Source organism: Pseudonocardia alaniniphila, assembly GCF_022524485.1.
GTDB lineage: Bacteria > Actinomycetota > Actinomycetes > Mycobacteriales > Pseudonocardiaceae > Pseudonocardia > Pseudonocardia alaniniphila.
On record NZ_JAKXMK010000048.1, the window covers coordinates 23,681 to 44,460 of the forward strand.

A 20,780-nucleotide genomic window follows, 5' to 3' on the forward strand; every position below is an offset into this window, starting at 1 on the left:
TCGGCCGCGCGGAGCCAACGGTAGAATCACCAGTCTCGTCAAGACGATTGTTCGGCGGTGACCCGCGACATCGAACAACGAGGAGCCGCATGGACATCCGCCAGATCGAGTCCTTCGTCGCGGTGGCCGAGGAGCTCAATTTCACCCGGGCCGCCGAAATCATGTACGTGACGCAGTCCGGGCTGTCGTCGTCGATTCGTGCGCTGGAGCGCGAACTGCGCACGCAGCTGTTCGACCGGACGCCGCGAACGGTCACTCTCGCCCCCGCAGGCCACGCGTTCCTCCCGCGAGCCCGGCGCATGCTGCGTGATGCGCATGCGGCTCAACGTGAGCTCGCGGCCGGGCCGGACGAGGTCTCCGGACTGCTCGGCGTGGGCACGGAGCAGTGCCTGGGCGACCTGGTCGATCTGCCCGACCTGCTCGCCACGTTCCAGGAACGATTCCCCGGTGTCTCGGTCCGGTTCGAGCAGCTCGGCTCGCAGACACTCCTCGATCGACTGCACCACGGCGAGCTGGGCGCCGCCCTGCTGGCGCAGCCCGGCAGCTTCGTGTCGCCGCTCGCCAGGGGTGAGCTGGAGTCGTTCGAGGTGGCCCGCGACGGCTTCGAGCTGGTGATGGCCCCCACCCACGCTCTGGCGACGCGGGACGACACCGGATGGACGGATTTCGAGGAGCACGCCTTCGTCGACTTCGACACGACCTGGACGGCCCGGCGGATCGTCGACTCCGCGTTCGCCTCGCGCCGTCTCGTCCGGCGCACCGCGTTCAGCGTCAACGACGTGCACATGCTCCTCGAACTCGTGCACCGCGGGCTGGGCGTCGCGTTGATCCCGGCTTCGCTGGCCAACAAGCCGCAGGCGGACGGCCTGGTCCGGCGTCCGTTCGTCGAACCGGACCTGCAATGGGCCGTCCATTTCGTCACCACTGCCGAGAGCGGGCCTCCGGCGCGCCTGCTCGCGAAGATGATGTTCTCGACGGAGACCATGGCCGAGATGCGCAAGGGCATCGGCGGCGCGAGCGCGGGACGGTCGTCCGCCCTCGTCGACTGATCGGGTTCTCGGGCCGCTCAGGACCGAGCGATGGTGGAGGCGTACCCGTCGAGGTACGGCGCCTCGCCGCGGTCGGGACGGTCCGTGGCGAGCATCGCCCGGTGCCAGAACGGGTACTGCACGGCCGGTTGGGTGACCTCGTCGATCTGCCGCGTCTCGTCCTCGGTGAGCACGAGGTCGACGGCTGCGAGGTCGTCGCGCAGCTGGTCCTCGTTGCGCGCACCGAACACGGCGCCCGTGATGCCCGGCCGGTTGAGCAGCCACGACAGCACGACCTGAGGCACGGAGACCCCTCGATCCTCCGCGACGCAGACGAGCACGTCGATGATGTCGAACGCCCGCTCGCGGTCGGTGACATAGGGCTCGGGCCAATCCGTGCCCTGCCGGGTGGTGGGCGGGACGGGCCTGCCGCGGCGCACCTTGCCGCTGAGCAGGCTCTGGCCGAGCGGGCTCCAGACGAGCGTTCCCAGGCCGCTGTCGACGGCGGCCGGGATGATCTCGTACTCGGCCTCCCGGGCCTCGGGCGTGTAGTAGACCTGCTGTGCGATGGGCGGGATGAGGTTGTGCGCGCGGGCCACCGCGGCGGTCTTCGCGACCTGCCACCCGGAGAAGTTCGACACGCCCGTGTAGCGGACCTTGCCGTCGCGGACGAGCTGGTCGAGGGTCTGCAACGTCTCTTCCAGGGGCGTCTCGCCGTCCCACTGGTGCAGGTAGAGCAGATCGATGTGGTCGGTGCCGAGGCGACGCAGCGACGCCTCCACCGCGCGCGTGAGGTGGAAGCGCGACGATCCCGCGTCGTTCGGGCCGGCTCCGGACGGGAAACGCGCCTTGGTGGCGATGAGCACGTCGTCGCGGCGGCCCTTGAGGGACGCTCCGACGATCTCCTCGGCCTGCCCGTGGGAGTAGAGATCTGCGGTGTCGATCATGTTCACGCCGGCGTCCATCGCGATCTCGATGAGACGCTGTGCGGTGGGCTGGTCGAGACCGCCCAGCGGAGCGAATTGTTCATGACTTCCGACGTTCAGCGTGCCCAGAACGAGTCGTGAGACACGAAGTCCTGAATTCCCGATCTTTCGGTACTGCATCGGTGGTCGTCCTTTCCGGCTCGCGTTCGTCTGCAACGCTATGTTTCGGGAAGTCCGAACGTCCAACAGCGTCCGGCGATGGCTGCGATGGCGGATTCGCGTGGCCCGTTCGTCGCCGTCAGGTGTGGAACAGCACGCTGCGGCAGGCCAGGTGCAGGGCGAGCCGCTCGTCGGGGTCGGTGAGCTCCATCCCCAGTAGCTCCTGGGCCCTGGAGATCCGGGCGGTCACGGTGTTGCGGTGGACGCCGAGCACCGCGGCGGTCTCGGTGAGTGAGGACTCCGCGTCGAGGTAGGCCGTCAGCGTGGTGAGCAGGTCGCCCGGCTGGTCACGCAGCGGTTCCAGCATCGAGCGGGCCGCCGGGAGGAACGTGTCGGTGCGGGTCCAGCCGAGCAGCAGCTGACCGAGCCCGAGCCGGTCCACGTGCACGAAGTGCCCGCTTGCCGATCGTGCTCCGGCCAGCCGGGCCGCGTCGCCTGCCTCGCCGAGGGTGCGGGCCAGCCCGGCGGCGCCGCGGTGCACGCGTCCGACCCCCATCGCGCTGGGCAGGGACGAGCGCAGCAGCCACTGCGCCCTGCGGGCGGCCGTCGCGTGGCGCTGCAGCTGCTCGGGTGGCGGTTCCTCGGGAAAGGTCGACCATGCACCCCAGCCGGAGCCCTGCTCGACGACGAACGCGCGCAGGTGTGCCGTGTGGAACGCGCGCAGCACCTCCGGGCGCGTGGTGACCGGGTCGACCGTGCCCGGGACGTCGATGCGGATCCCCACGTGCCAGCCCTCGAGCTGCCAGCCCGCGTCCAGGGCGCGCCGCCGGGTGGCCGCGTCCGGCTCGGCGGCGGTCTGGACCAGCTCCGCCAGCAGGGACATGCGCAGCCGCGCATCGCGCTCCAGGGCGAGCCGTTTCTCGGCCATGCGCTGCCCGACCGCACCGGCGGCGACAGCCAGCCCGGCGGTGACGGCCGTGAGCTCGGCCGGGATGCCCGTGGGCACCGCCGCGGCCAGGTAGCCCGAGAGCGGCCACTTCGGCCCGACGGCCCGGCGCAGCACCGTGACCGTCGACGATCCGGTGGGCGGTCCCGGCTCGGGCCCCGATGCCACCTCGCCCCTGCCGTCGAGCAGCCACACCGGGCGGCGCCACACCCTGGCGAGCTCGGCCACGAGCTCGTCGACGCCGCCCGTGACGGAGGCGCAGGCCGTCGCGGTGCGCGTCACCAACTCGGCGACGACCTGCTCGGACTCGCGCAGGAGGCGGGTAGCGGCCAGCGCGGTCGCCAGCGGATCGCCTGCGCTGAGCACGGTGAGCCCGACGCGGTCGGCGAGCAGGCGGCTCGCCGTCCGCAGCGGTTGCGGTCCGGGCAGCATCACCGCGGCGACGTCGGCGGCGCTCGCTCGTCGCAGCAGCACGTCGAGGTGCCAGTCCTCCCGGTCGCCCGACAGTGCGACGGCGAGGAGCGCGCCGGGCGGGCCGGAGGGATCAGCGCGCAGATCGGAGATCGTTCGCACGTCGTGAACCGCGACCGAGGCTGCGGCCGAGAGCGCGTCGGCGTCACCGGCCAGCACGGACACCCCGGCCCAGTCGGGGTGGGCGAGCAGCGCGCGCAGGGGAACCGGGGGCGGGCCCGGACCCCTCACGCCGGGATCCCCGCCAGATCGGACGACACCGCGGCGTCCGGTAGCAGCACGGCGTCGCAGTCCAGACCGAAGGCGCGCGGGTCGACGTGCCGCAGCCGCTCGGCGTTCGCGCTCCACCACGGTGGGCCGGGCAGCACCACGGCGAGCACGTCGTCGCCGATCCGGAGGCCGTCCACCGCGATCGGGGCGGCCGTGCGGCGATCGAGCAGGCAGATCAGGTCGGGACAGCTCGCCACCGGCTCACCGTCGAGCAGGGCGAGGAGGTACTCGTTCTCCGCCTCGATGCGCAGCACACCGCCGGCCGGCCTGTCGTCAACGACCGCGATGCCGGCCCGGCCGAACGACGCCGAGGACTGCCGGGCGATCTCCACCGTCCGTCCCGCAGCGAGCAGCCGGCCGCCCAGGGCGGCGGCGACCTCGTCCGCGGTCGGACGGGTGAGAGCCGCGTGTGCGCGCCCGAGGCACAGAGCGCGGGCGAGGGTGCCGACGCAGGCGTCGGTGCGGGCGCGTCGCGCCGGCACCGGGGCGAGCGCCCCGCCTGCCCAGCCACCGCCCTGCGCCACGACCGAGCGGGCGAGGCGTTCCAGCGCCTCCGGCCCCGCATCGTCGACCAGCACGATCTCGCCGGTGGGCTCGGCCATCGCGTAGGGCGTGACCGGGCCTCCGGCGACGGCGCGGGTGAGCTGGTCGAGGCGCGGCAGCGCGCGGCCCATCAGATCGGCGTCCACCAGCGGGAGGTCCAGCTCGCACGCGGCGGCCACGGCCATCGCCCCGTTGAGGCCTGCGGCCTCGTAGGGCATGACCGCCGCCGGCTCCACACCTGTCCAGCGCGCGAGCGCGCGCACCGCCGTGGTGATCTCCCGGCCGCTCGGCAGCTTCTCGGTGAGCACCCGGGTGGCGCCGAGCATCCCGACGGCGACGACGGGGGCGTCACCGAGGTCGGCGGGATCGTGCAGCACCACCGCGGCGCCGGCCAGCGCCTCGCGCAGCGCGTGCCGGAACGGCTGGGGGTCGCCGCCACCGCCCGACCCCAGGAACATCAGCCCGACGACCAAGGCGTCGACATCGCTCGCCGCGAGGCGTGCTCCGGTCATCACTGCATCGTCGCAAGCGGGTGTCACGAACGGGTGAAGCGCTCAGCTCACCGGCACGGCATCCTCGACCGGCCGGAACTCCTGCGTCAGCCCGAAACACGCCGGTCCGAACACCGCCAGCGCCTCGGGCGTGCGCATGATCGCGGGGGTGGAGATGCCGACGACCACCACCCGCTGCCCGTAGCGCAGCGTCTCCGTGGTGATGGGCTCCCCGGACTCCGCCTCCAGCACGCAGATCAGGTCGGGAACGATGCAGGCCACGACGCCGTCGACCTCGGCAACGAGGTTCTCGTTCTGAAAGACCGTGCGCAGCGTCGAGGTGCCGTCGAACGAGACGAACCGCGCCCGGCCCTTGGCGAACCCGTCGACGGTGCGGCGCTCCACGTCCGCGACCTTGCCCGCGAAGAGCACACGCAGGTGCGAGTAGGAGGTGGGGGCGAGGGCCTCGGCGAGCGCGGAGATCGGGTCGCGCAGCTGTTCGCGGGCCTCCCGAAGTGCCCGCCCGAGCGACAGGCCGAGCGAGAGGGTGCGCGGCACCGCCGTGCGCTTCACGTCGGCGCCGGACATCGGGTAGTCGGCGATCAGCGCTGCGCCCCCCATCCGGATCGTCGCGCCGCGCGCCAGCCACTCCATCCGCCGGTTGTCCGCCCCGGTGTCGATCGTGACCGTCTCGCCGTGGTCGCCCGCGACGACCATGGGCGAGCCCGGCACGCCGTAGACGCCGAACGTCTCCATCTGCAGTTCGGGGAACGCCCGGCCCATCCCGTCGGCGTCCACCACGGGGAGCCCGGTGGTCGCGGCCACGACCAGCGGGATCATCGAGTTGATGCCGCCGCACTCGATCGGCATCGTGGCGTCGGCGGAGCGTCCGAGGTGGCGTTCCAGGGTGCGCAGGGCGATCACCGCCTCGTCACCGCGCGGGATCTTCTCCACCATCACGGTCGGCGCGCCCATCATCGCGGTCGGCACGACGAACGCGGCGTCGTCGACCTCGCCGGGGTCGAGCACCGTGACCGGCCCGTGCTCGCGGATCGCCGCCTCGACCATGAGCCTGCCGATGTGCGGGTCACCCCCACCGCCTGTGCCCAACAGCGCCGCGCCGCGGGCCAGGTCGGGCAGGTCCTGCGGGTCCAGCGTCCACGTCACGGCCGCTCCCGGGCGTCGAAGCGGACGGGATCCGTGTCGTAGCCGAAGTACCGCGGGCCGACGAGCGCGATGCCGGCAGGGGAGTGCCAGCGTTCGTCGGCGGGCGCGGCGAGCACGCTCACGCGGTGGCCGAACCGCAGCGCCTCGGTGGTGACCGGCTCGCCCGAGTCGGTGTCGAGCACGATGATCAGGTCCGGGGTGGTGACCTCCACCCGGCCGTCGCGCAGGGCGACCAGGTGCTCGTTCTGGAACTCCAGGGTCAGGTCGCCGCCTGCGCCGGTGATCACGGCGCTGCCGCGGGCGAAGCCGGTGGTGGTCCGCCGTGCGACGTCGACGACCTTGCCGGTGTGCAGCACCCGGCCGCCGAGCTCGTCGGCCACCGCGCGCACCGCGTCGCCGTGCTCGGCGCGCACCTGCTCGACACGCCGCCCGATCCGGGTGCACAGGCTCAGCGTCCCGGCCACGAGACCCTCGCGCGCCTGAGCGCCGGTCATCACGTAGTTCGAGATGATCGCGGCGCAGCCCATCGTGATCGTCAGCGAGCGCGCGAGTGACTCGGCCCAGTGGTTGTCGATGGACGTGAGCAGCCCGACGTTGCCTTTCTCGTCCCCGATCGACATCGGTGTGGCCGCCACGCCGTGCAGCGTCGGCAGCACCATCTGCAGTTCGGGGAACGCGCGGCCCATGCCGTCGCCGTCCACCAGCGGGAGCCCCAGCTGTGCCGCGGCGACCAACGGGAACGTGGAGTTCACCCCGCCTGCCTCGATGCACGCGATGTGCGTCGGTGTGACACCCAGGTGCTCCGCGAGCGCGGCGACCGCGTGCCCGATGCGCTCCACCGAGGGCGTCTTCTCCACCATCACGGTGGGTGCGCCCATCATCGCGACCGGGAAGACGGTGGCGCTGTCGGGCAACTGCGCCGGCGCGACGAGCTGCACAGCGCCGTACTCCCGCAGCGCCTGGGCCGCGAGGAGCCGTCCGATGTACGGGTCACCTCCGCCGCCGGTGCCGAGCACGGCCGCGCCCCGGGCGAGCGACTCCAGGTCGTCCTCGTCGATCGCGGTGACGGGCGGGGTCAGCGTGCCGGTCATGCGTGCCGCCCGGCCACGTGCTCGATGCGCAGGTCGCCCACCGCTTTACAGCGGATGCGGGTCGCGTTTCCCGGCAGGTAGGGGATGGGAACCTCGTCGAAGTCGACGATCGCGACGGTGGCCGGGTCGGCACCCGCCACCACCGCACGGTCCACCGCCTCCTGACGGGCCTCGTCCACGGCGGCGTCACGGCGGCCGGGCTCGATCGCGAACACCCGGTCGACCTCGCCGCCGACCTGCGCGATCGCCGCGCCGATCGCGTTGGCCACCGCGAAGTGCTCCGGCCGGTGCACGGGCCCGAGGCCCGGGAAGGAGTCGGGCAGCAGCACCGAGCCGCCGCCGACGGCCACCACCGGCAGCGGGTCGGCGGAGATCCGCATCCGGTCGACGACATCGGCGACGTCGGCGCCGATCCGTTCCAGTGCCGCGGCGACATCCGAGGGCGCGAGCTCGGCCACGCGGGACGGATCGCCGATCGCGACCCGGCCCGCCGCCACGGCCACGTCCGTGGCGGTGAGGACGTCACCGCCGAACACGAGCGCCTGTTTGGTGAGCCGGTAGCCGACCGAGTCGGGCCCCACCGTCACGTCCGTCCCGTGCCCGCGCACGAGGCTGCCACCGCCGAGCCCGATGCTCAGCACGTCGGGCATCCGGAAGTTGGTGCGGATGCCCGCCACGCTCACCTCCACCGTGGCCTCCCGGGGGAAGCCGCCGGTGAGCACGCCGACGTCGGTGGTGGTGCCGCCCACGTCCACGACCGCGCAGGTGTCCAGGCCCGAAAGCACGGCCGCCCCGCGCATCGAGTTGGTCGGACCGGACGCGAACGTGGCCACCGGGTATCGGCGCGCGAACTCGACGTCCATCAGGGTGCCGTCGTTCTGGCTGAGGTAGAGCGGTGCGGTGATGCCGTGGCCCGCGATCGAGGCCGCGAGGCCGTCGACGATTCCCGCGGCGAGATCGCGCAGAGCGGCGTTGATGATCGTGGCGTTCTCGCGCTCCAGCAGCCCGACCCGCCCGATCTCGTGGGAGAGCGACACCGGCACGTCCGGGCCGAGCTCCTCGCCGAGCACCTCTGCGGCACGCTGCTCGAACTCCGTGTTGACCGGCGAGAACACCGACGAGATCGCGACCGAGCGGACGCCGTGTGCGGCCATGTCGGCGGCGTGGCGGCGCAGTTCGTCCTCGTCGAGCGGGGAGATCGGCCTGCCGTCGAACTCGTGCCCGCCGTGCGCGAGGTAACCGCGCCCGGAGATGGCCGCGACGAGCCGGTCGGGCCAGTCGACCATCGGCGGTAGCGACGCCGTGGCGGGAAGGCCGAGCCGCAGCGCCGCCGTCGGGGCCAGCCCCCGGGCCTCGACCAGCGCGTTGATGAAGTGCGTGGTGCCGATCATCACCGCCCGGACGTCGGCGGGCGGGAAGGGGTGCTGGCCCTGCAGCCCGTTCAACGCCATGACGATGCCCGTCGTCACGTCCGCCGTGGTCGGGGCCTTGACCGCGGCGAGCACCTGGTCGCCGTCCATGAGGACTGCGTCGGTGTTGGTGCCGCCGACGTCGATCCCGATCCGCATCAGACCACCTCTCGCTGTGCGGCGGACAGTTCCGTGCCCTCCGCTGTTCTGCTGAGCCCGACCCCCCGGACGAGCCCGAACTTTCCGGCAACCACGTAGAGCAGGAACGCCGCGATCAGCGAGTTGATGCTCGGTAGGCCCCACGCGACGAACTGGCCGACGAACGCGGCGAGCACCCAGATGACGAGCGTGGCGGGCACCCAGGTGGGCGCTGTCTCCGGCAGCGTGCCCGCGGCGCGGGAGCGGTCCAGCTCGGGGCGCCACTGCTTCACCACGAAGTACTCGGCGACCATGATCCCGGCGATCGGCGGGAACGCGATGCCGAGCAGGGTGAGGAACCCGGTGAAGCTGTCGAGGATGCCGCCTGCGGCCAGCACGCTGCCGATGACGCCGATGATCAGCGTGACCATCGCGCGGTTCACACGCTTGCCGAACACGGTGCCCACGAAGTTCACGATGCCGAGGCCGGAGCTGTAGAGGTTCCAGTCGTTGATCTTCAGCGTGCCCAGGATGATCACCAGGGTGCCCACCCAGCCGACCGACGACGTGACGATCGTGATGACGTCGTCGGACCGGATCGCGTGCGCGAGCAGCACACCCGACATGCCGATGAGGTACTCGCCGATCGTGAAACCGACGACGGTCTGCTTGACGACGTCGGCAGACGTGCGGTTGAACCGGGTCATGTCCGGGGTGATCACGGCCCCGACGATGAAGCCGCCCGCCACGAGGGTGGTGCCTTCCAGCAGCGACATGCTCGGGCCCGGCGGAGGTAGCGCGACGAGCGCGCCCACGTCGTGGCCGAACAGCTCGCTGCCCACCGACCACGCCACCAGCACGACGAAGGCGGGCACGGTCACGTAGGCGACCCACTTCATCGACGCGAAGCCCCACAGCACGATGAGCGTCACCACGAGACCGAAGAGCAGCGACCACGCCCAGGTCGGCAGCACCCCGATCAGGCTGAGCAGGCCCTCCGCCGAGACGCCGGACTGGATGCCGAACCAGCCGATCAGCGAGATGCCGATCGCGACGCCGACCACGGCGCTGCCGCCGTGGCCGAACCCTGTCCAGCGGGTCAGCACGGAAGTCTGCAGACCTTCCCGGCAGCCGATGATCCCGACGCCGATGCAGACCAGCTCCAGGATGACCGCACCGAGCGTGAACGCCCAGAACGCGTCCCAGAAACCCATGCCGAATCCGACGGTCGAGCCGAGCAGGAACTGGCTCAGCGCCGAGACCTGCCCGAACCGCTGCACAGCGACCGACCACCAGGAATACCGCTTCTCCTGGGGAACGCGGACCAGCGCGTAGTCGTCGACCCCCACATGTGCAGCAGCCATGGCGCACCCTCCTCCGACGTCGGATCGACGGTAGGTAGGGGCGATCACATGGTCACGAGGCAGATTGCCCGGTGGAGGCCCTCTCGCTGTGCACACTGCACGGGCGGGTGCTCGGTGCTGATCCGTCCTACTATTCAGGTCCGTGACCGGTATGCGCTTCGGAATGTTCGTTCCCCAAGGATGGCGACACGATCTGGTCGGTATCGACCCCGCCGACCAGTGGCAGGCGATGAAGGGGCTCGCGCAGCACGCCGACGCGGGCCCATGGGAGTCGATCTGGGTCTACGACCACTTCCACACCGTTCCCGTCCCCACCGACCAGGCGACCCACGAGGCGTGGACGCTGATGTCCGCGTTCGGTGCGGTCACCGAGCGGGTGCGGCTCGGGCAGATGTGCACGTGCATGAGCTACCGCAACCCGGTCTACCTCGCGAAGGTGGCAGCCACCTGCGACATCGTCTCCGGTGGCCGTATCGAGATGGGTATCGGCGCCGGCTGGTACGAGCACGAGTGGCGGGCCTACGGCTACGGCTTCCCGTCGGCGCCGGAGCGGCTGCGGATGCTCGACGAGGGTGTCCAGATCATGCGTCAGGCCTGGACCGAGGGCGTCGCCAGCCTGGACGGCAAGCAGTACCAGGTGAGTGACGCGATCGTCCGGCCCCTCCCGCTGCAGAAGGGCGGCATCCCGCTGTGGATCGCCGGGGGTGGCGAGAAGGTGACGCTGAAGATCGTGGCGAAGTACGGGCAGTACGCCAACATCGGCGGCGGTGACGCCGAGGTCTTCGCCCACAAGTCCGAGGTGCTCAGGAAGCACTGCGACACGGTGGGCACCGACTTCGACGCGATCGTGCGCTCGACGAACTTCAACGTGGCGATCGGCAGCTCGGAGGCGGAGGCCGAGCGGCGGATCGAGACGCTGAAGGCCCGGCTGGCGCCGCACGTGGGGGCGGAGCGCGCCGAGAGCAACGCGGAGTCCTACCGCGGCTCGGCCGCGTTCGGCACGCCCGAGCAGATCGTCGAGAAGCTCGGCAAGCTGCGTGAGCTGGGGATGAGCTACGGGATCTTCAACTTCCCGGAGGCCGCCTACGACCGTTCGGGCATCGAGCTGTTCGAGCGCGAGGTGATCCCCGCACTCTCGTGACACGTGCCTGCACGGCTTCGAGGCCGCCGTGCGGGAGGATGCCGCCGTGGGTGCCCGACCTGCTGACGTGGTGGAGGCGTTCCTGCACCACATGACGGTGGAGCGGGGGAGCGCTGCCAACACCATGCGCTCCTACGGCACCGACCTGCGGCGCTACCTCCAGTACCTCGAGACCCTCGGGATCGACGACCTCGGCGCCGTGCAGGAGGGCGACGTCGCCGGCTTCGTGACGGCCCTGCGCAGCGGTCCGTCACCGTTGGCGGCGTCGTCGGCGGCCCGTGCACTCGCGGCAGTGCGCGGGCTGCACCGGTTCGCGGTGCGCGACGGGCTGCTGGCCGACGACGTCGCGCGAGAGGTACGCCCGCCTGCGCTACCGGCCCGGTTGGCGCGCGCGCTCACGCTCGACCAGGTCGAGCAGCTGCTCGCCGGCTGTGTCGGTGATGGACCAGGCGCGCTGCGCGACCGCGCGTTGCTCGAACTGCTGTACTCCACGGGCGCGCGGATCTCCGAAGCCGTCGGGATCGACCGGGACGACCTCGACATCGCCGGCCGCACCGTGCTGCTGCGCGGCAAGGGCGGCAAGCAGCGGATCGTCCCCGTGGGACGCCCGGCGCTCGCCGCCGTCGACGCCTACCTGGTGCGGGCCCGGCCTGCTCTCGCCTCGCGCGGCCGCGGCACACCGGCACTCCTGCTCAACGCCCGCGGGGCGCGGCTGTCGCGGCAGAGCGCCTGGCATGCCCTGCGGGGCGCGGCGGAGGCGGCCGGGCTCGCCACCGACGTCTCGCCGCACACGCTGCGGCACTGTTTCGCCACGCACCTGCTCGCCGGCGGCGCGGACGTGCGGGTGGTGCAGGAACTGCTCGGCCACGCGTCGGTGACCACCACCCAGATCTACACGAGCGTCACGGTCGACACGTTGCGCGAGGTCTACGCGACCTCACACCCCCGTGCGCTCGGTTAGCGATTCCATCCCCGGGATCTCGGCGAGGTCGGTGTAGACGGGGATGCCGCGCTCGCGCGCGATGGCGACGTCCTGGTCCGCCCCGCTCGACGCGCCCGGCAGGCGCAGGACCGCGTCGCAGTGCTGCAGCAGCCGGTGCGCCGCTGGGTACATGACCTGCTGCGCCAGCGGGTCGGTCACACCCGTGGCGCCCGCTCCGCGCAGCACGGGCAGCGCCACCCACTCTCCGATCATCGGCACGTGCCCGGCCCGGAAGATCGGCCAGGCCGCCTCCTCCAGCCGCGCCAGGTTGGCCGCCATCAGGCCGGGGTCGTCGCCCGTGCCGGAACGGTAGGGGCCGGCGATCAGGATCATCAGTGGTTTCGTCACATTCGGCACGGTATCGTGCAGAAGTCGGCAAGAACAAGGGAGAACGTGCATGCTTGCGGCGCAGCGTCGTGACCTGCTCCTCGCCCGCCTCCGCAGCGAGGGGCGGATCGTGGCCAAGGACATGGCCGACGAGCTCGGCGTCTCGGAGGACAGCGTCCGGCGCGACCTGCGGGAACTCGCAGCGGCCGGTCTGTGCCAGCGGGTCTACGGCGGTGCCCTGCCGGTCTCTCCGGCGATCGCCGACGTCGCCGGGCGCGAGCGCGTCGAACCAGGCAGCAAGGCGCGCGTCGCGAGCATCGCCGCCGGCCTGGTCACGCCGGGCGGCACCGCGATCCTCGACGGGGGCACGACGGCGCTCGCCGTCGTGCGGGCGCTCCCGCTCGACCTCACGGCCACCGTGGTGACCCACAGCCCGTCCGTGGCCGCGGCTCTGGTGGACCACCGCGACGTCGAGGTGTTCCTGCTCGGCGGCCGCCTCTTCAAACACTCCCTGGTCACCTGCGGTGCGGCGGCGGTGGAAGCTGCGCAGGCCGTGACCGCCGACGTCTTCCTGCTGGGCGTCACCGGCGTGCACCACGAGGCAGGGCTCACCACCGGCGACGCCGACGAGGCCGCCATGAAACGCGCGCTCTCCCGGCGGGCCGCCGACACCTACGTGCTGGCCAGCGCCGAGAAGATAGGTGCGGCCTCCCGTTTCGCGGTGCTCCCGCTCGCCGAGGTGACCGGGCTCGTCACCGACGCCGATCCGAGTGCACCCGTCGTGCGCGAGCTCGTGGCCGCGGGTGTGCAGCTGGTGACCTGACCGCCACGAGGCACCTGCCCCCGCAACGCGTGGGCGCTGCCACGGGTAGCGTTGGGCAGCGGTCGGCCGACCTGCGCCGATCAGTCGGCCGGCGTACGGCGGGGCGCGTTGCCCGTCGTCAACCCGGCCTCCTAGTCTGCCGGGATCGACCCGCCCTGGGTCGCCCGCCGAAGACCGGAGCCCGCATTGGACACACCGCGGCCCTTCGCCCCCAGCCCGGAGCCGCTCGACGAGGACCACGACGCCGCCGAACACGACGGAGTCGGGAGGTCGCATGCCCAGGTACCGGAGCCGGCCCCCCTCACGGAGCACGGCCCGGCGCGGGTCATCGCGGTGGCGAACCAGAAGGGCGGCGTCGGCAAGACGACCTCCACGATCAACCTCGGTGCGGCGCTGGCCGAGTACGGCCGCAAGGTGCTCCTCGTCGACTTCGACCCCCAAGGTGCGCTGTCGGTCGGCCTGGGTGTGCAGGCTCACGAGCTCGACACCACGATCTACAACCTGCTCATGGAGCAGGACGTCGAGATCGACGACGTGATCCGCGAGACCTCCGTCGAGGGCATGCACCTGCTGCCGAGCAACATCGACCTGTCCGCCGCCGAGGTGCAGCTCGTCACCGAGGTCGGGCGCGAGCAGTCGCTCGGCCGCGCGATCAAGCCCGTGCTCGACCGGTACGACGTCGTCCTCATCGACTGCCAGCCCTCGCTCGGCCTGCTCACGATCAACGCGCTCGCCTGCGCCGACCAGATCCTGATCCCGCTGGCCTGCGAGTTCTTCAGCCTGCGGGGCGTGGCGCTGCTGATGGACACGATCGACAAGGTGCAGCAGCGACTCAACCCCGACCTGCGGATCCTCGGCATCCTGGCCACGATGTTCGACCCCCGCACGCTGCACACCCGCGAGGTCCGCCAGCGGGTGATCGAGGCGTTCGGCGACCTCGTGTTCGAGTCCGTGATCAACCGCACCGTGCGGTTCCCGGAGACCACCGTGGCCGGCGAGCCCATCACCAGCTGGGCCCCCACCTCGAACGGCGCCGAGGCGTACCGCCTGCTGGCGCGCGAGGTCATCGCACGGTGACGTTGGTCGAGACCGGAGCGCCGGTGCAGGACGGTCCCCCGCTGCTCGACGGCGGGCGGCCGCGGTTCCAGGTGCGCCTGCACAACTTCGAGGGCCCGTTCGACCTGCTGCTGCAGCTGATCGGGAAGCACGAGCTCGACATCACCGAGATGGCGCTGCACACCGTCACCGACGACTTCATCGCGCACCTCGCCGCTCTCGGTGATGACGCCGACCTCGACGAGACCACCGAGTTCCTGGTGATCGCGGCCACGCTGCTCGACCTCAAGGCGGCCCGGCTGCTGCCCGACGCCGACGTCGAGGACGAGGAGGACCTCGCGCTGCTGGAGGCGCGTGACCTGCTCTTCGCCCGGCTCCTGCAGTACCGCGCGTACAAGCAGGTGGCGGCGCTGTTCGTGGAGCTCGAAGCCGGTGCGATGCGCCGGTTCCCGCGGTCGGTGGCGCTGGAGGAGCGCTTCGCCGCGCTGCTGCCCGAGGTGCTGCTGGGCGTCGACCCCGCCACGTTCGCCGACCTGGCCGCCTCGGTGTTCCGGCCCAAGCCACCACCGACGGTGGGGCTCGACCACCTGCACGCCGCCAAGGTGTCGGTGTCCGAGCACGTCGCGATCCTGCGGGAGCGGCTCGCCGAGCTGGGGGTGGCCACCTTCGCGGTGCTCACCGCGGACTGCGCCGGGCCGCTGGAGGTGGTGGCGCGGTTCCTCGCCCTGCTGGAGCTCTACCGCGAGGCCACCGTCCTCCTGGAGCAGCCCGAGCCGTTCGGGGAGCTGACGGTACGCTGGAGTCCGCCTGACCAGCCTGGATCCCTCCCCGAGCCCGGTACCGCACAGGCGGCCGGCCCCGACGAGAGTGATGAGTGACGACAGGCCAGTGAGCCTCATGGATGTGAGCACCTCTCCCGACCCCGACGGTCCCGACGACGCCGGGCCCGTCTCCCCGGAACAGCTCGGCCCGGACCAGGACACCCCCGGCGAGATCGGCCCGGACGTGATCACGCTGAGCGACGCCGAGCTCGACGCCGCCCTCGAAGCGCTGCTGCTGGTGGTCGACGCCCCCACCGAGGACGAGGCCCTCGCGCTGGCCGTGCAGGAGCCCGTCGCGCGGGTGCGTGCGGCGCTCCTGCGTCTGTCGGCGAACTACGCCGAGACAGGGCGCGGCATCGACCTGCGCAAGACGGGAGGGGGATGGCGGTTCTACACGCGCGACGCCTACGCCCCCTACGTCGAGCGCCTGTTGCTCGACGGCCAGCGCGCCCGACTCACGCGGGCGGCGCTGGAGACGCTGGCGGTGGTGGCGTACCGGCAGCCCGTCACGCGGGCCCGGGTGTCGGCCGTTCGCGGGGTGAACTGCGACGGTGTGCTCCGCACGCTGCTCACCCGCGGGCTCGTGCAGGAGGCGGGGGCCGACCCTTCCACGCAGGGCACCTTGTTCTGCACCACCGAGCTGTTCCTCGAACGGCTCGGACTGTCGTCGCTGGAGGAGCTGCCGGCCCTGGCGCCGCTGCTGCCCGATGTGGACGCGATCGACGAGTTGTGACGAGTGAGTACCGAGACATGAGCATCGAGATGAGTCAGATGAGTACGGAAGCCCGGCCCGATGGGGTGCGGCTGCAGAAGGTGCTGGCCCAGGCCGGCGTCGCGTCCCGACGTGCGGCGGAAGAGCTGATCGCGGCGGGCCGGGTGAGCGTCGACGGCAAGATCGTGCGCGAGATGGGCCGCAGGATCGATCCCGACACCGCGGTGGTGCACGTCGACGGGGCCCGGATCGTGCTGCGCGACGACCTCGTGCACCTGGCGCTGAACAAACCCCGGGGGATCCTCTCCACGATGTCCGACGACCGCGGCAGGCCGTGTGTCGGCGACCTCGTCGTCGAGCGTGGCATCGTCGACGAGCACTTCGACGGTGCCCCTCGCGCGCGGCTGTTCCACGTCGGGCGGCTCGACGCCGACACCGAGGGGCTGTTGCTGCTCACCAACGACGGCGAGCTCGGCCACCGCCTCATGCACCCGTCGTACGAGGTGGAGAAGACCTACCTCGCCGAGGTCATGGGCCAGGTGCCTCGTGACCTCGGGCGCAGGCTGCGCGAGGGCGTCGAACTGGAGGACGGCCTCGTCGCGGTCCACTCGTTCAAGCTGGTGGACTCCAACGCCGGACGGTCCCTGGTGGAGCTGGTGATCCACGAGGGGCGCAAGCACGTGGTCCGCAGGCTGCTCGACGAGGTCGGGTTCCCGGTACAGCGCCTCGTGCGCACGGCAATCGGCGACGTGCGCCTCGGTGACCAGCGGCCGGGGCGCTTCCGTCCGCTCACCCATCACGAGGTGGGGTCGCTCTACCGCTCGGTCGGGATGTGACGGTGGCGGTTCGCGCGGTACGCGGTGCGATCCAGGTGGACGGCGACAGCCGGCAGGAAATCCTCGACGGTTCGGCGGAGCTCGTCAGCACCGTGCTCGAACGCAACGAACTGACGGCCGACGACATCATCTCGATCCTCTTCACGGCCACGCCGGACCTCACCGCCGAGTTCCCCGCGTACGCGGCGCGCCTGCTCGGCCTGACCGACGTGCCGCTGCTCTGCGCGTCGGAGATCGCGGTTCCGGGGGCTCTGCCGCGCACGCTGCGACTGCTCGCGCACGTGGAGACGGAACTGTCGCGCGCCCAGGTGCGTCACGTGTACCTGAGGGGAGCCGCGGCGCTGCGCACCGATCTGCCCCAGTAGCCTCCGAGGGCTTCCCGACCTGCGGTTTCGGCCCCGAGCTGAGATCATCGTCGGCCTGCACGGCATGATGGGTCGCGATCCGCGAACGGCGTGCGGCAAGGTGGTAGGGCCGCTGGCCCGGACAGGGGCGAACGGTGACAGGGCGGTTGCGCGGGGTCGTTGCGATGGACGGCCCCTCGGGCACCGGGAAGTCCACGGTCTCGCGGCGCCTGGCCCTCGCAGGCTCGGCCGCGTACCTCGACACCGGTGCCATGTACCGGGCGCTCACCCTGGCCGTGCTGCGCGCGGACCTCGAGGGCTCGGAGCCTGCCACCGAGAGCGTCGCGCTCGCCGCCGTGCCCGACCTGCGGTCGGTCGTCGATCCGGGCGCGCCCCGGATCCTGCTGGCCGACGAGGACGTCGAGTCCGAGATCCGCGGCCCCGAGGTCACGGCAGCGGTGAGCGCGGTCTCGGCCGTCCCCGCCGTGCGCACGGCACTGGTGGAGCGGCAGCGCGCGATCGTGTCCGACGCGCTCGCAACCGAGGGCGGCATCGTGGTCGAGGGCCGCGACATCGGCAGCGTCGTGGTGCCGGACGCCCCGCTGAAGGTGTACCTCACGGCATCGGAGCAGGTCCGGGCTGCCCGCCGCGGAGCCCAGGACCGCAAGGCGGGACGCAGCGCGGACATCGGCACGGTGCTGGCCGACGTCCGGCGCCGGGACCGCCTCGACTCCACGCGCAAGACCTCGCCGCTGCACGCGGCCGCCGACGCCGTCGTGCTCGACACCGACGACCTCAGCGTCGACGCCGTGCTGGAGGAGCTGCTGCGGCTGGTACGGGAGAGAGGTCTCCTGACGTGAGCGCCGATCTACCGCCTGGCTCAGTGCCATGGCTGCACGACCTCGCCCGCTGGGTCGGCACGTGGCTCTTCCTGCCCGTCTACCAGGTGCGGGTGCACCACCGTGACCGCATCCCGGCCACCGGAGCGGTCGTGCTCGTCGCGAACCACAGCGCGTTCGTCGACGGGCCGCTGCTGTTCGGACTACTGGGACGCCGCGCGGTGTTCCTCACCAAGCAGGAGATGTTCTCAGGCGTGATCGGCTGGTGGCTGCCGCGGATCGGGCAGCTCGCGGTACGGCGCGGAGAGCCCGACCGGCGGGCGCTGACGACCGCGCTCGACGTTCTGCGCGCCGGTGGTCTGATCGGGGTCTTCCCCGAGGGCACGCGGGGCGCAGGCGAGGTCGCCGCCGCGCAGCACGGGGCGGCCTGGCTGGCCCGCACCTCGGGAGCGGAGGTGCTCCCGGTGGTCTGCCGGGGAACCCGTCGTCCCGATGGGTCGGGCAGGCGGTGGCGCCCCAAGGTGGACGTTCTCGTGGGAGAGCCGTTGACCGTGGCCACCGGTGGTGGCCGGGCCGGTCTGGCCACCGCCACCGAGACCGTCCGGGCCGAGCTGGCCGGGATGGTCCGTGAACTCGATGATGTTCGGAGCAGGACGTGAGTGGTACCGAGGGCCCGCGGGTGGGGCCGAGCAACGACACCCGGCCGATCGACGACGGTGACGTCGCCGCGATGGCAGCGCTGGGGCTCCACCCCGGCGAGTTCGTGAGCGCCGACGACGAGGACGGCCCCGGTTCCGGCGACGAGGGCTTCCCCTCGTCGGACGTGCTGCCGCCCGCGCCGGTGCTCGCCGTCGTCGGGCGTCCGAACGTCGGCAAGTCCACGCTGGTCAACCGGCTGATCGGGCGCCGTGAGGCGGTGGTGCAGGACATTCCGGGCGTCACCCGCGACCGCATCGCCTACGACGCGCTCTGGAACGGCCGCCGGTTCACGCTCGTCGACACCGGCGGCTGGGAGCCCGACGCCACCGGGCTGCAGGCAGCCGTCGCCGCGCAGGCGGAGCTGGCCATCCAGACCGCCGATGCGGTTCTGCTGGTGGTCGACGCGAGCGTCGGCGCCACCACCACCGACGAGGCCGTGGCCAGGGTGCTGCGCCGCTCGGACCGTCCCGTCCTGCTCGCCGCCACGAAGGTCGACGACGACCGGCTGACCTCGGACACCGCCGCCTTGTGGCGGCTCGGGCTCGGCGAACCCCACGCCGTCAGCGGCCTGCACGGGCGCGGTTCGGGCGATCTGCTCGACGCCGTACTCGAGGCACTGCCGGAGAGCCCGCGGGACCTTCCCGGTGGGGGCACCGCGGGGCCACGCCGGGTGGCGCTGGTCGGCAAGCCGAACGTCGGCAAGTCCAGCCTGCTCAACCGCGTGTCCGGCGAGGTCCGCTCGGTCGTCCACGACGTCGCGGGCACCACCGTCGACCCCGTCGACTCGCTCGTCGAGCTGGACGGCGAGGTGTGGCGGTTCGTCGACACCGCCGGCCTGCGCAAGCGCGTCCACACCGCGAGCGGCATGGAGTACTACGCGAGCCTGCGCACCCGCGCGGCGATCGAGGCCGCGGAGGTCGCGGTCGTTCTGATCGACGCCAGCGAGCCCATCGCCGAGCAGGACCAGCGTGTGATCGGGATGGTGGAGGAGGCCGGCCGGGCCCTCGTGCTCGTTTTCAACAAGTGGGATCTCGTCGACGAGGAACGGCGGCTCGCGATGAAGCGCGAGCTGGAGCGCGACCTCGCGCGCGTCCAGTGGGCCGAGCGGGTCAACGTCTCCGCCCTGACCGGCCGTGCGGTCGCGAAGATCGCCCCGGCGCTGCGCACCGCGCTGCAGTCCTGGGACCGGCGGATCCCCACCGGCAGGCTCAACGGCTGGCTGGCCGAGGTGGTCGCAGCGACCCCGCCGCCGGTGCGTGGGGGAAAGCAGCCGAAGGTCCTGTTCGCGACCCAGGCCCAGACGCGGCCGCCGACGTTCGTCCTGTTCACGAGCGGTTTCCTGGAGGCGGGCTACCGGCGGTTCCTGGAGCGGCGGCTCCGCGAGGAGTTCGGGTTCACCGGGTCACCGGTGCGGATCTCGGTGCGGGTGCGCGAGAAGCGGCCCCGCAAGCGCTGAGCTGGATTGGGGATGACCGGGGCGCTCCGGTTACTCTCGGCCACATGGCGGTCGACGGGGCGCAGGGGAGAGCGCCCGTCCGTGTGGTGCTCGCCGACGACGAGCCACTGATGCTCGCCGGGCTGCGCACGGTCCTCGAAGCGGGGGGTGCGGTGCGAGTGGTCGGCCAGGCCGGAGACGGGGCCGAACTGCTCGCCGCCGTCGACGCCCACCGGCCCGACGTGGTGCTCGCCGACGTCCAGATGCCGGGCACCGACGGACTCTCGGCCCTGCGCGTCCTGCGAGCCCGGCCCGATGCCCCGCCCGCCGCGATCCTCACCACCTTCGACCACGACGACTACGTGGCCGAGGCACTGCGGATCGGGGTGCAGGGTTTCCTGCTCAAGGACACCGATCCCGATGCGCTCATCCGAGCCGTACGCGACCTCGCCGCAGGCGGCGCCGTGCTCGACCCGCGCATCACGGTGCGGTTGCTGCCCCGCCTTGCGGCCGGGTGGCCCTCGCCGCCACCCGCCGGGCTGACCTTGCGCGAGCAGCAGGTGCTGCGCGGCCTCGCGGCAGGCGAGTCGAACGCCGCGATCGCGTCCCGGCTGGGACTCGCCGAGGCCACCGTCAAGAAGTACGTCTCGGCACTGCTCACCAAGCTCGGGGCGGAGAACCGGGTGCAGGCAGCGCTGATGGCGCAGAACTGGGGCATCACGTGAGGAGCGGGGGACGGGTGCCCTGAGCGGGGGGAATCTG

General features: G+C 72.1%; 21 protein-coding genes. 13 read left to right on the forward strand and 8 right to left on the reverse strand.

The genetic code is table 11. From position 1 onward, the window contains the following. Nucleotides 1-89 precede the first annotated feature (89 nt). Complete coding sequence (locus MMF94_RS39040; RefSeq protein WP_241042524.1) at nt 90-1,049, forward strand: LysR family transcriptional regulator; 960 nt, start codon at nt 90-92, stop codon at nt 1,047-1,049. Between the two features lie 17 nt (nt 1,050-1,066). Here the strand turns inward: MMF94_RS39040 and MMF94_RS39045 are convergent, their stop codons facing one another. The 7 genes from MMF94_RS39045 to MMF94_RS39075 all read right to left on the reverse strand — a co-directional run bounded on the left by MMF94_RS39045 (nt 1,067) and on the right by MMF94_RS39075 (nt 10,003). Next, nucleotides 1,067-2,134: an aldo/keto reductase gene (locus tag MMF94_RS39045; RefSeq protein WP_241042525.1), complete on the reverse strand. Its 1,068-nt coding sequence runs from the start codon at nt 2,132-2,134 to the stop codon at nt 1,067-1,069. 118 nt (nt 2,135-2,252) lie between these two features. After that, on the reverse strand, nt 2,253-3,761 hold the full coding sequence (locus MMF94_RS39050) for a PucR family transcriptional regulator (protein ID WP_241042526.1): 1,509 nt from the start codon (nt 3,759-3,761) through the stop codon (nt 2,253-2,255). Continuing rightward, nucleotides 3,758-4,855, reverse strand: a complete 1,098-nt coding sequence (locus tag MMF94_RS39055; protein ID WP_241042527.1) for a DUF917 domain-containing protein — start codon at nt 4,853-4,855, stop codon at nt 3,758-3,760. The genes MMF94_RS39050 and MMF94_RS39055 overlap by 4 nt, the downstream gene beginning before the upstream one ends. A gap of 42 nt (nt 4,856-4,897) precedes the next feature. Next, the gene (locus MMF94_RS39060) at nt 4,898-6,001 is read right to left on the reverse strand and encodes a DUF917 domain-containing protein (RefSeq protein ID WP_241042528.1); all 1,104 of its coding nucleotides are present in this window, start codon (nt 5,999-6,001) and stop codon (nt 4,898-4,900) included. After that, on the reverse strand, nt 5,998-7,092 hold the full coding sequence (locus MMF94_RS39065; RefSeq protein ID WP_241042529.1) for a DUF917 domain-containing protein: 1,095 nt from the start codon (nt 7,090-7,092) through the stop codon (nt 5,998-6,000). Before MMF94_RS39065 ends, MMF94_RS39060 begins: the two co-directional genes overlap by 4 nt. Beyond that, a complete protein-coding gene (locus tag MMF94_RS39070; RefSeq protein ID WP_241042530.1) occupies nt 7,089-8,660 on the reverse strand; it encodes a hydantoinase/oxoprolinase family protein in 1,572 nt (523 codons plus the stop codon). The genes MMF94_RS39065 and MMF94_RS39070 overlap by 4 nt, the downstream gene beginning before the upstream one ends. Continuing rightward, nucleotides 8,660-10,003 carry a purine-cytosine permease family protein gene (locus MMF94_RS39075; RefSeq protein WP_241042531.1) on the reverse strand — a complete coding sequence of 448 codons (1,344 nt, stop codon included), beginning with the start codon at nt 10,001-10,003 and terminating at the stop codon, nt 8,660-8,662. The genes MMF94_RS39070 and MMF94_RS39075 overlap by 1 nt, the downstream gene beginning before the upstream one ends. Nucleotides 10,004-10,154: 151 nt before the next feature. On the opposite strand from MMF94_RS39075, the gene MMF94_RS39080 reads away from it, so the two are divergent. Both MMF94_RS39080 and MMF94_RS39085 read left to right on the forward strand, forming a co-directional pair. Next, nucleotides 10,155-11,144 carry an LLM class F420-dependent oxidoreductase gene (locus MMF94_RS39080; protein ID WP_241042556.1) on the forward strand — a complete coding sequence of 330 codons (990 nt, stop codon included), beginning with the start codon at nt 10,155-10,157 and terminating at the stop codon, nt 11,142-11,144. Nucleotides 11,145-11,190: 46 nt separating this feature from the next. Then, nucleotides 11,191-12,105, forward strand: coding sequence for a site-specific tyrosine recombinase XerD (locus tag MMF94_RS39085; protein ID WP_277398933.1), 915 nt, complete (start codon nt 11,191-11,193; stop codon nt 12,103-12,105). On the opposite strand, the gene MMF94_RS39090 is transcribed toward MMF94_RS39085, so the two are convergent. Further along, nucleotides 12,082-12,474: a DUF4406 domain-containing protein gene (locus tag MMF94_RS39090; RefSeq protein WP_241042532.1), complete on the reverse strand. Its 393-nt coding sequence runs from the start codon at nt 12,472-12,474 to the stop codon at nt 12,082-12,084. The genes MMF94_RS39085 and MMF94_RS39090 overlap by 24 nt on opposite strands. Nucleotides 12,475-12,523: 49 nt before the next feature. Between MMF94_RS39090 and MMF94_RS39095 the strand changes: the two genes are divergently transcribed. From MMF94_RS39095 to MMF94_RS39140, 10 genes are all read left to right on the forward strand, one after another. Next, nucleotides 12,524-13,276: a DeoR/GlpR family DNA-binding transcription regulator gene (locus tag MMF94_RS39095; RefSeq protein ID WP_241042533.1), complete on the forward strand. Its 753-nt coding sequence runs from the start codon at nt 12,524-12,526 to the stop codon at nt 13,274-13,276. A gap of 186 nt (nt 13,277-13,462) precedes the next feature. After that, entirely contained in the window at nt 13,463-14,353 is an 891-nt protein-coding gene (locus MMF94_RS39100; protein ID WP_241042534.1) for a ParA family protein, read from the forward strand. A 2-nt stretch (nt 14,354-14,355) separates the two neighbouring features. Next, nucleotides 14,356-15,210 (forward strand): segregation and condensation protein A, encoded by an 855-nt coding sequence (locus MMF94_RS39105; RefSeq protein WP_379660487.1) that lies wholly within the window; start codon nt 14,356-14,358, stop codon nt 15,208-15,210. Then, nucleotides 15,200-15,886 (forward strand): SMC-Scp complex subunit ScpB, encoded by a 687-nt coding sequence (gene scpB, locus MMF94_RS39110; RefSeq protein ID WP_417715113.1) that lies wholly within the window; start codon nt 15,200-15,202, stop codon nt 15,884-15,886. The genes MMF94_RS39105 and scpB overlap by 11 nt, the downstream gene beginning before the upstream one ends. Before the next feature lie 38 nt (nt 15,887-15,924). Beyond that, entirely contained in the window at nt 15,925-16,701 is a 777-nt protein-coding gene (locus MMF94_RS39115; RefSeq protein WP_241042536.1) for a pseudouridine synthase, read from the forward strand. A gap of 2 nt (nt 16,702-16,703) precedes the next feature. After that, the gene (gene aroH, locus MMF94_RS39120) at nt 16,704-17,066 is read left to right on the forward strand and encodes a chorismate mutase (protein WP_241042537.1); all 363 of its coding nucleotides are present in this window, start codon (nt 16,704-16,706) and stop codon (nt 17,064-17,066) included. A gap of 164 nt (nt 17,067-17,230) precedes the next feature. Further along, entirely contained in the window at nt 17,231-17,905 is a 675-nt protein-coding gene (gene cmk, locus MMF94_RS39125; protein ID WP_241042559.1) for a (d)CMP kinase, read from the forward strand. Then, on the forward strand, nt 17,902-18,543 hold the full coding sequence (locus MMF94_RS39130) for a lysophospholipid acyltransferase family protein (RefSeq protein WP_241042538.1): 642 nt from the start codon (nt 17,902-17,904) through the stop codon (nt 18,541-18,543). Before cmk ends, MMF94_RS39130 begins: the two co-directional genes overlap by 4 nt. 71 nt (nt 18,544-18,614) lie before the next feature. Next, nucleotides 18,615-20,039, forward strand: coding sequence for a ribosome biogenesis GTPase Der (gene der / locus MMF94_RS39135; RefSeq protein WP_241042560.1), 1,425 nt, complete (start codon nt 18,615-18,617; stop codon nt 20,037-20,039). A gap of 44 nt (nt 20,040-20,083) precedes the next feature. After that, nucleotides 20,084-20,743, forward strand: a complete 660-nt coding sequence (locus MMF94_RS39140; protein WP_241042539.1) for a response regulator — start codon at nt 20,084-20,086, stop codon at nt 20,741-20,743. Nucleotides 20,744-20,780 lie beyond the last annotated feature (37 nt).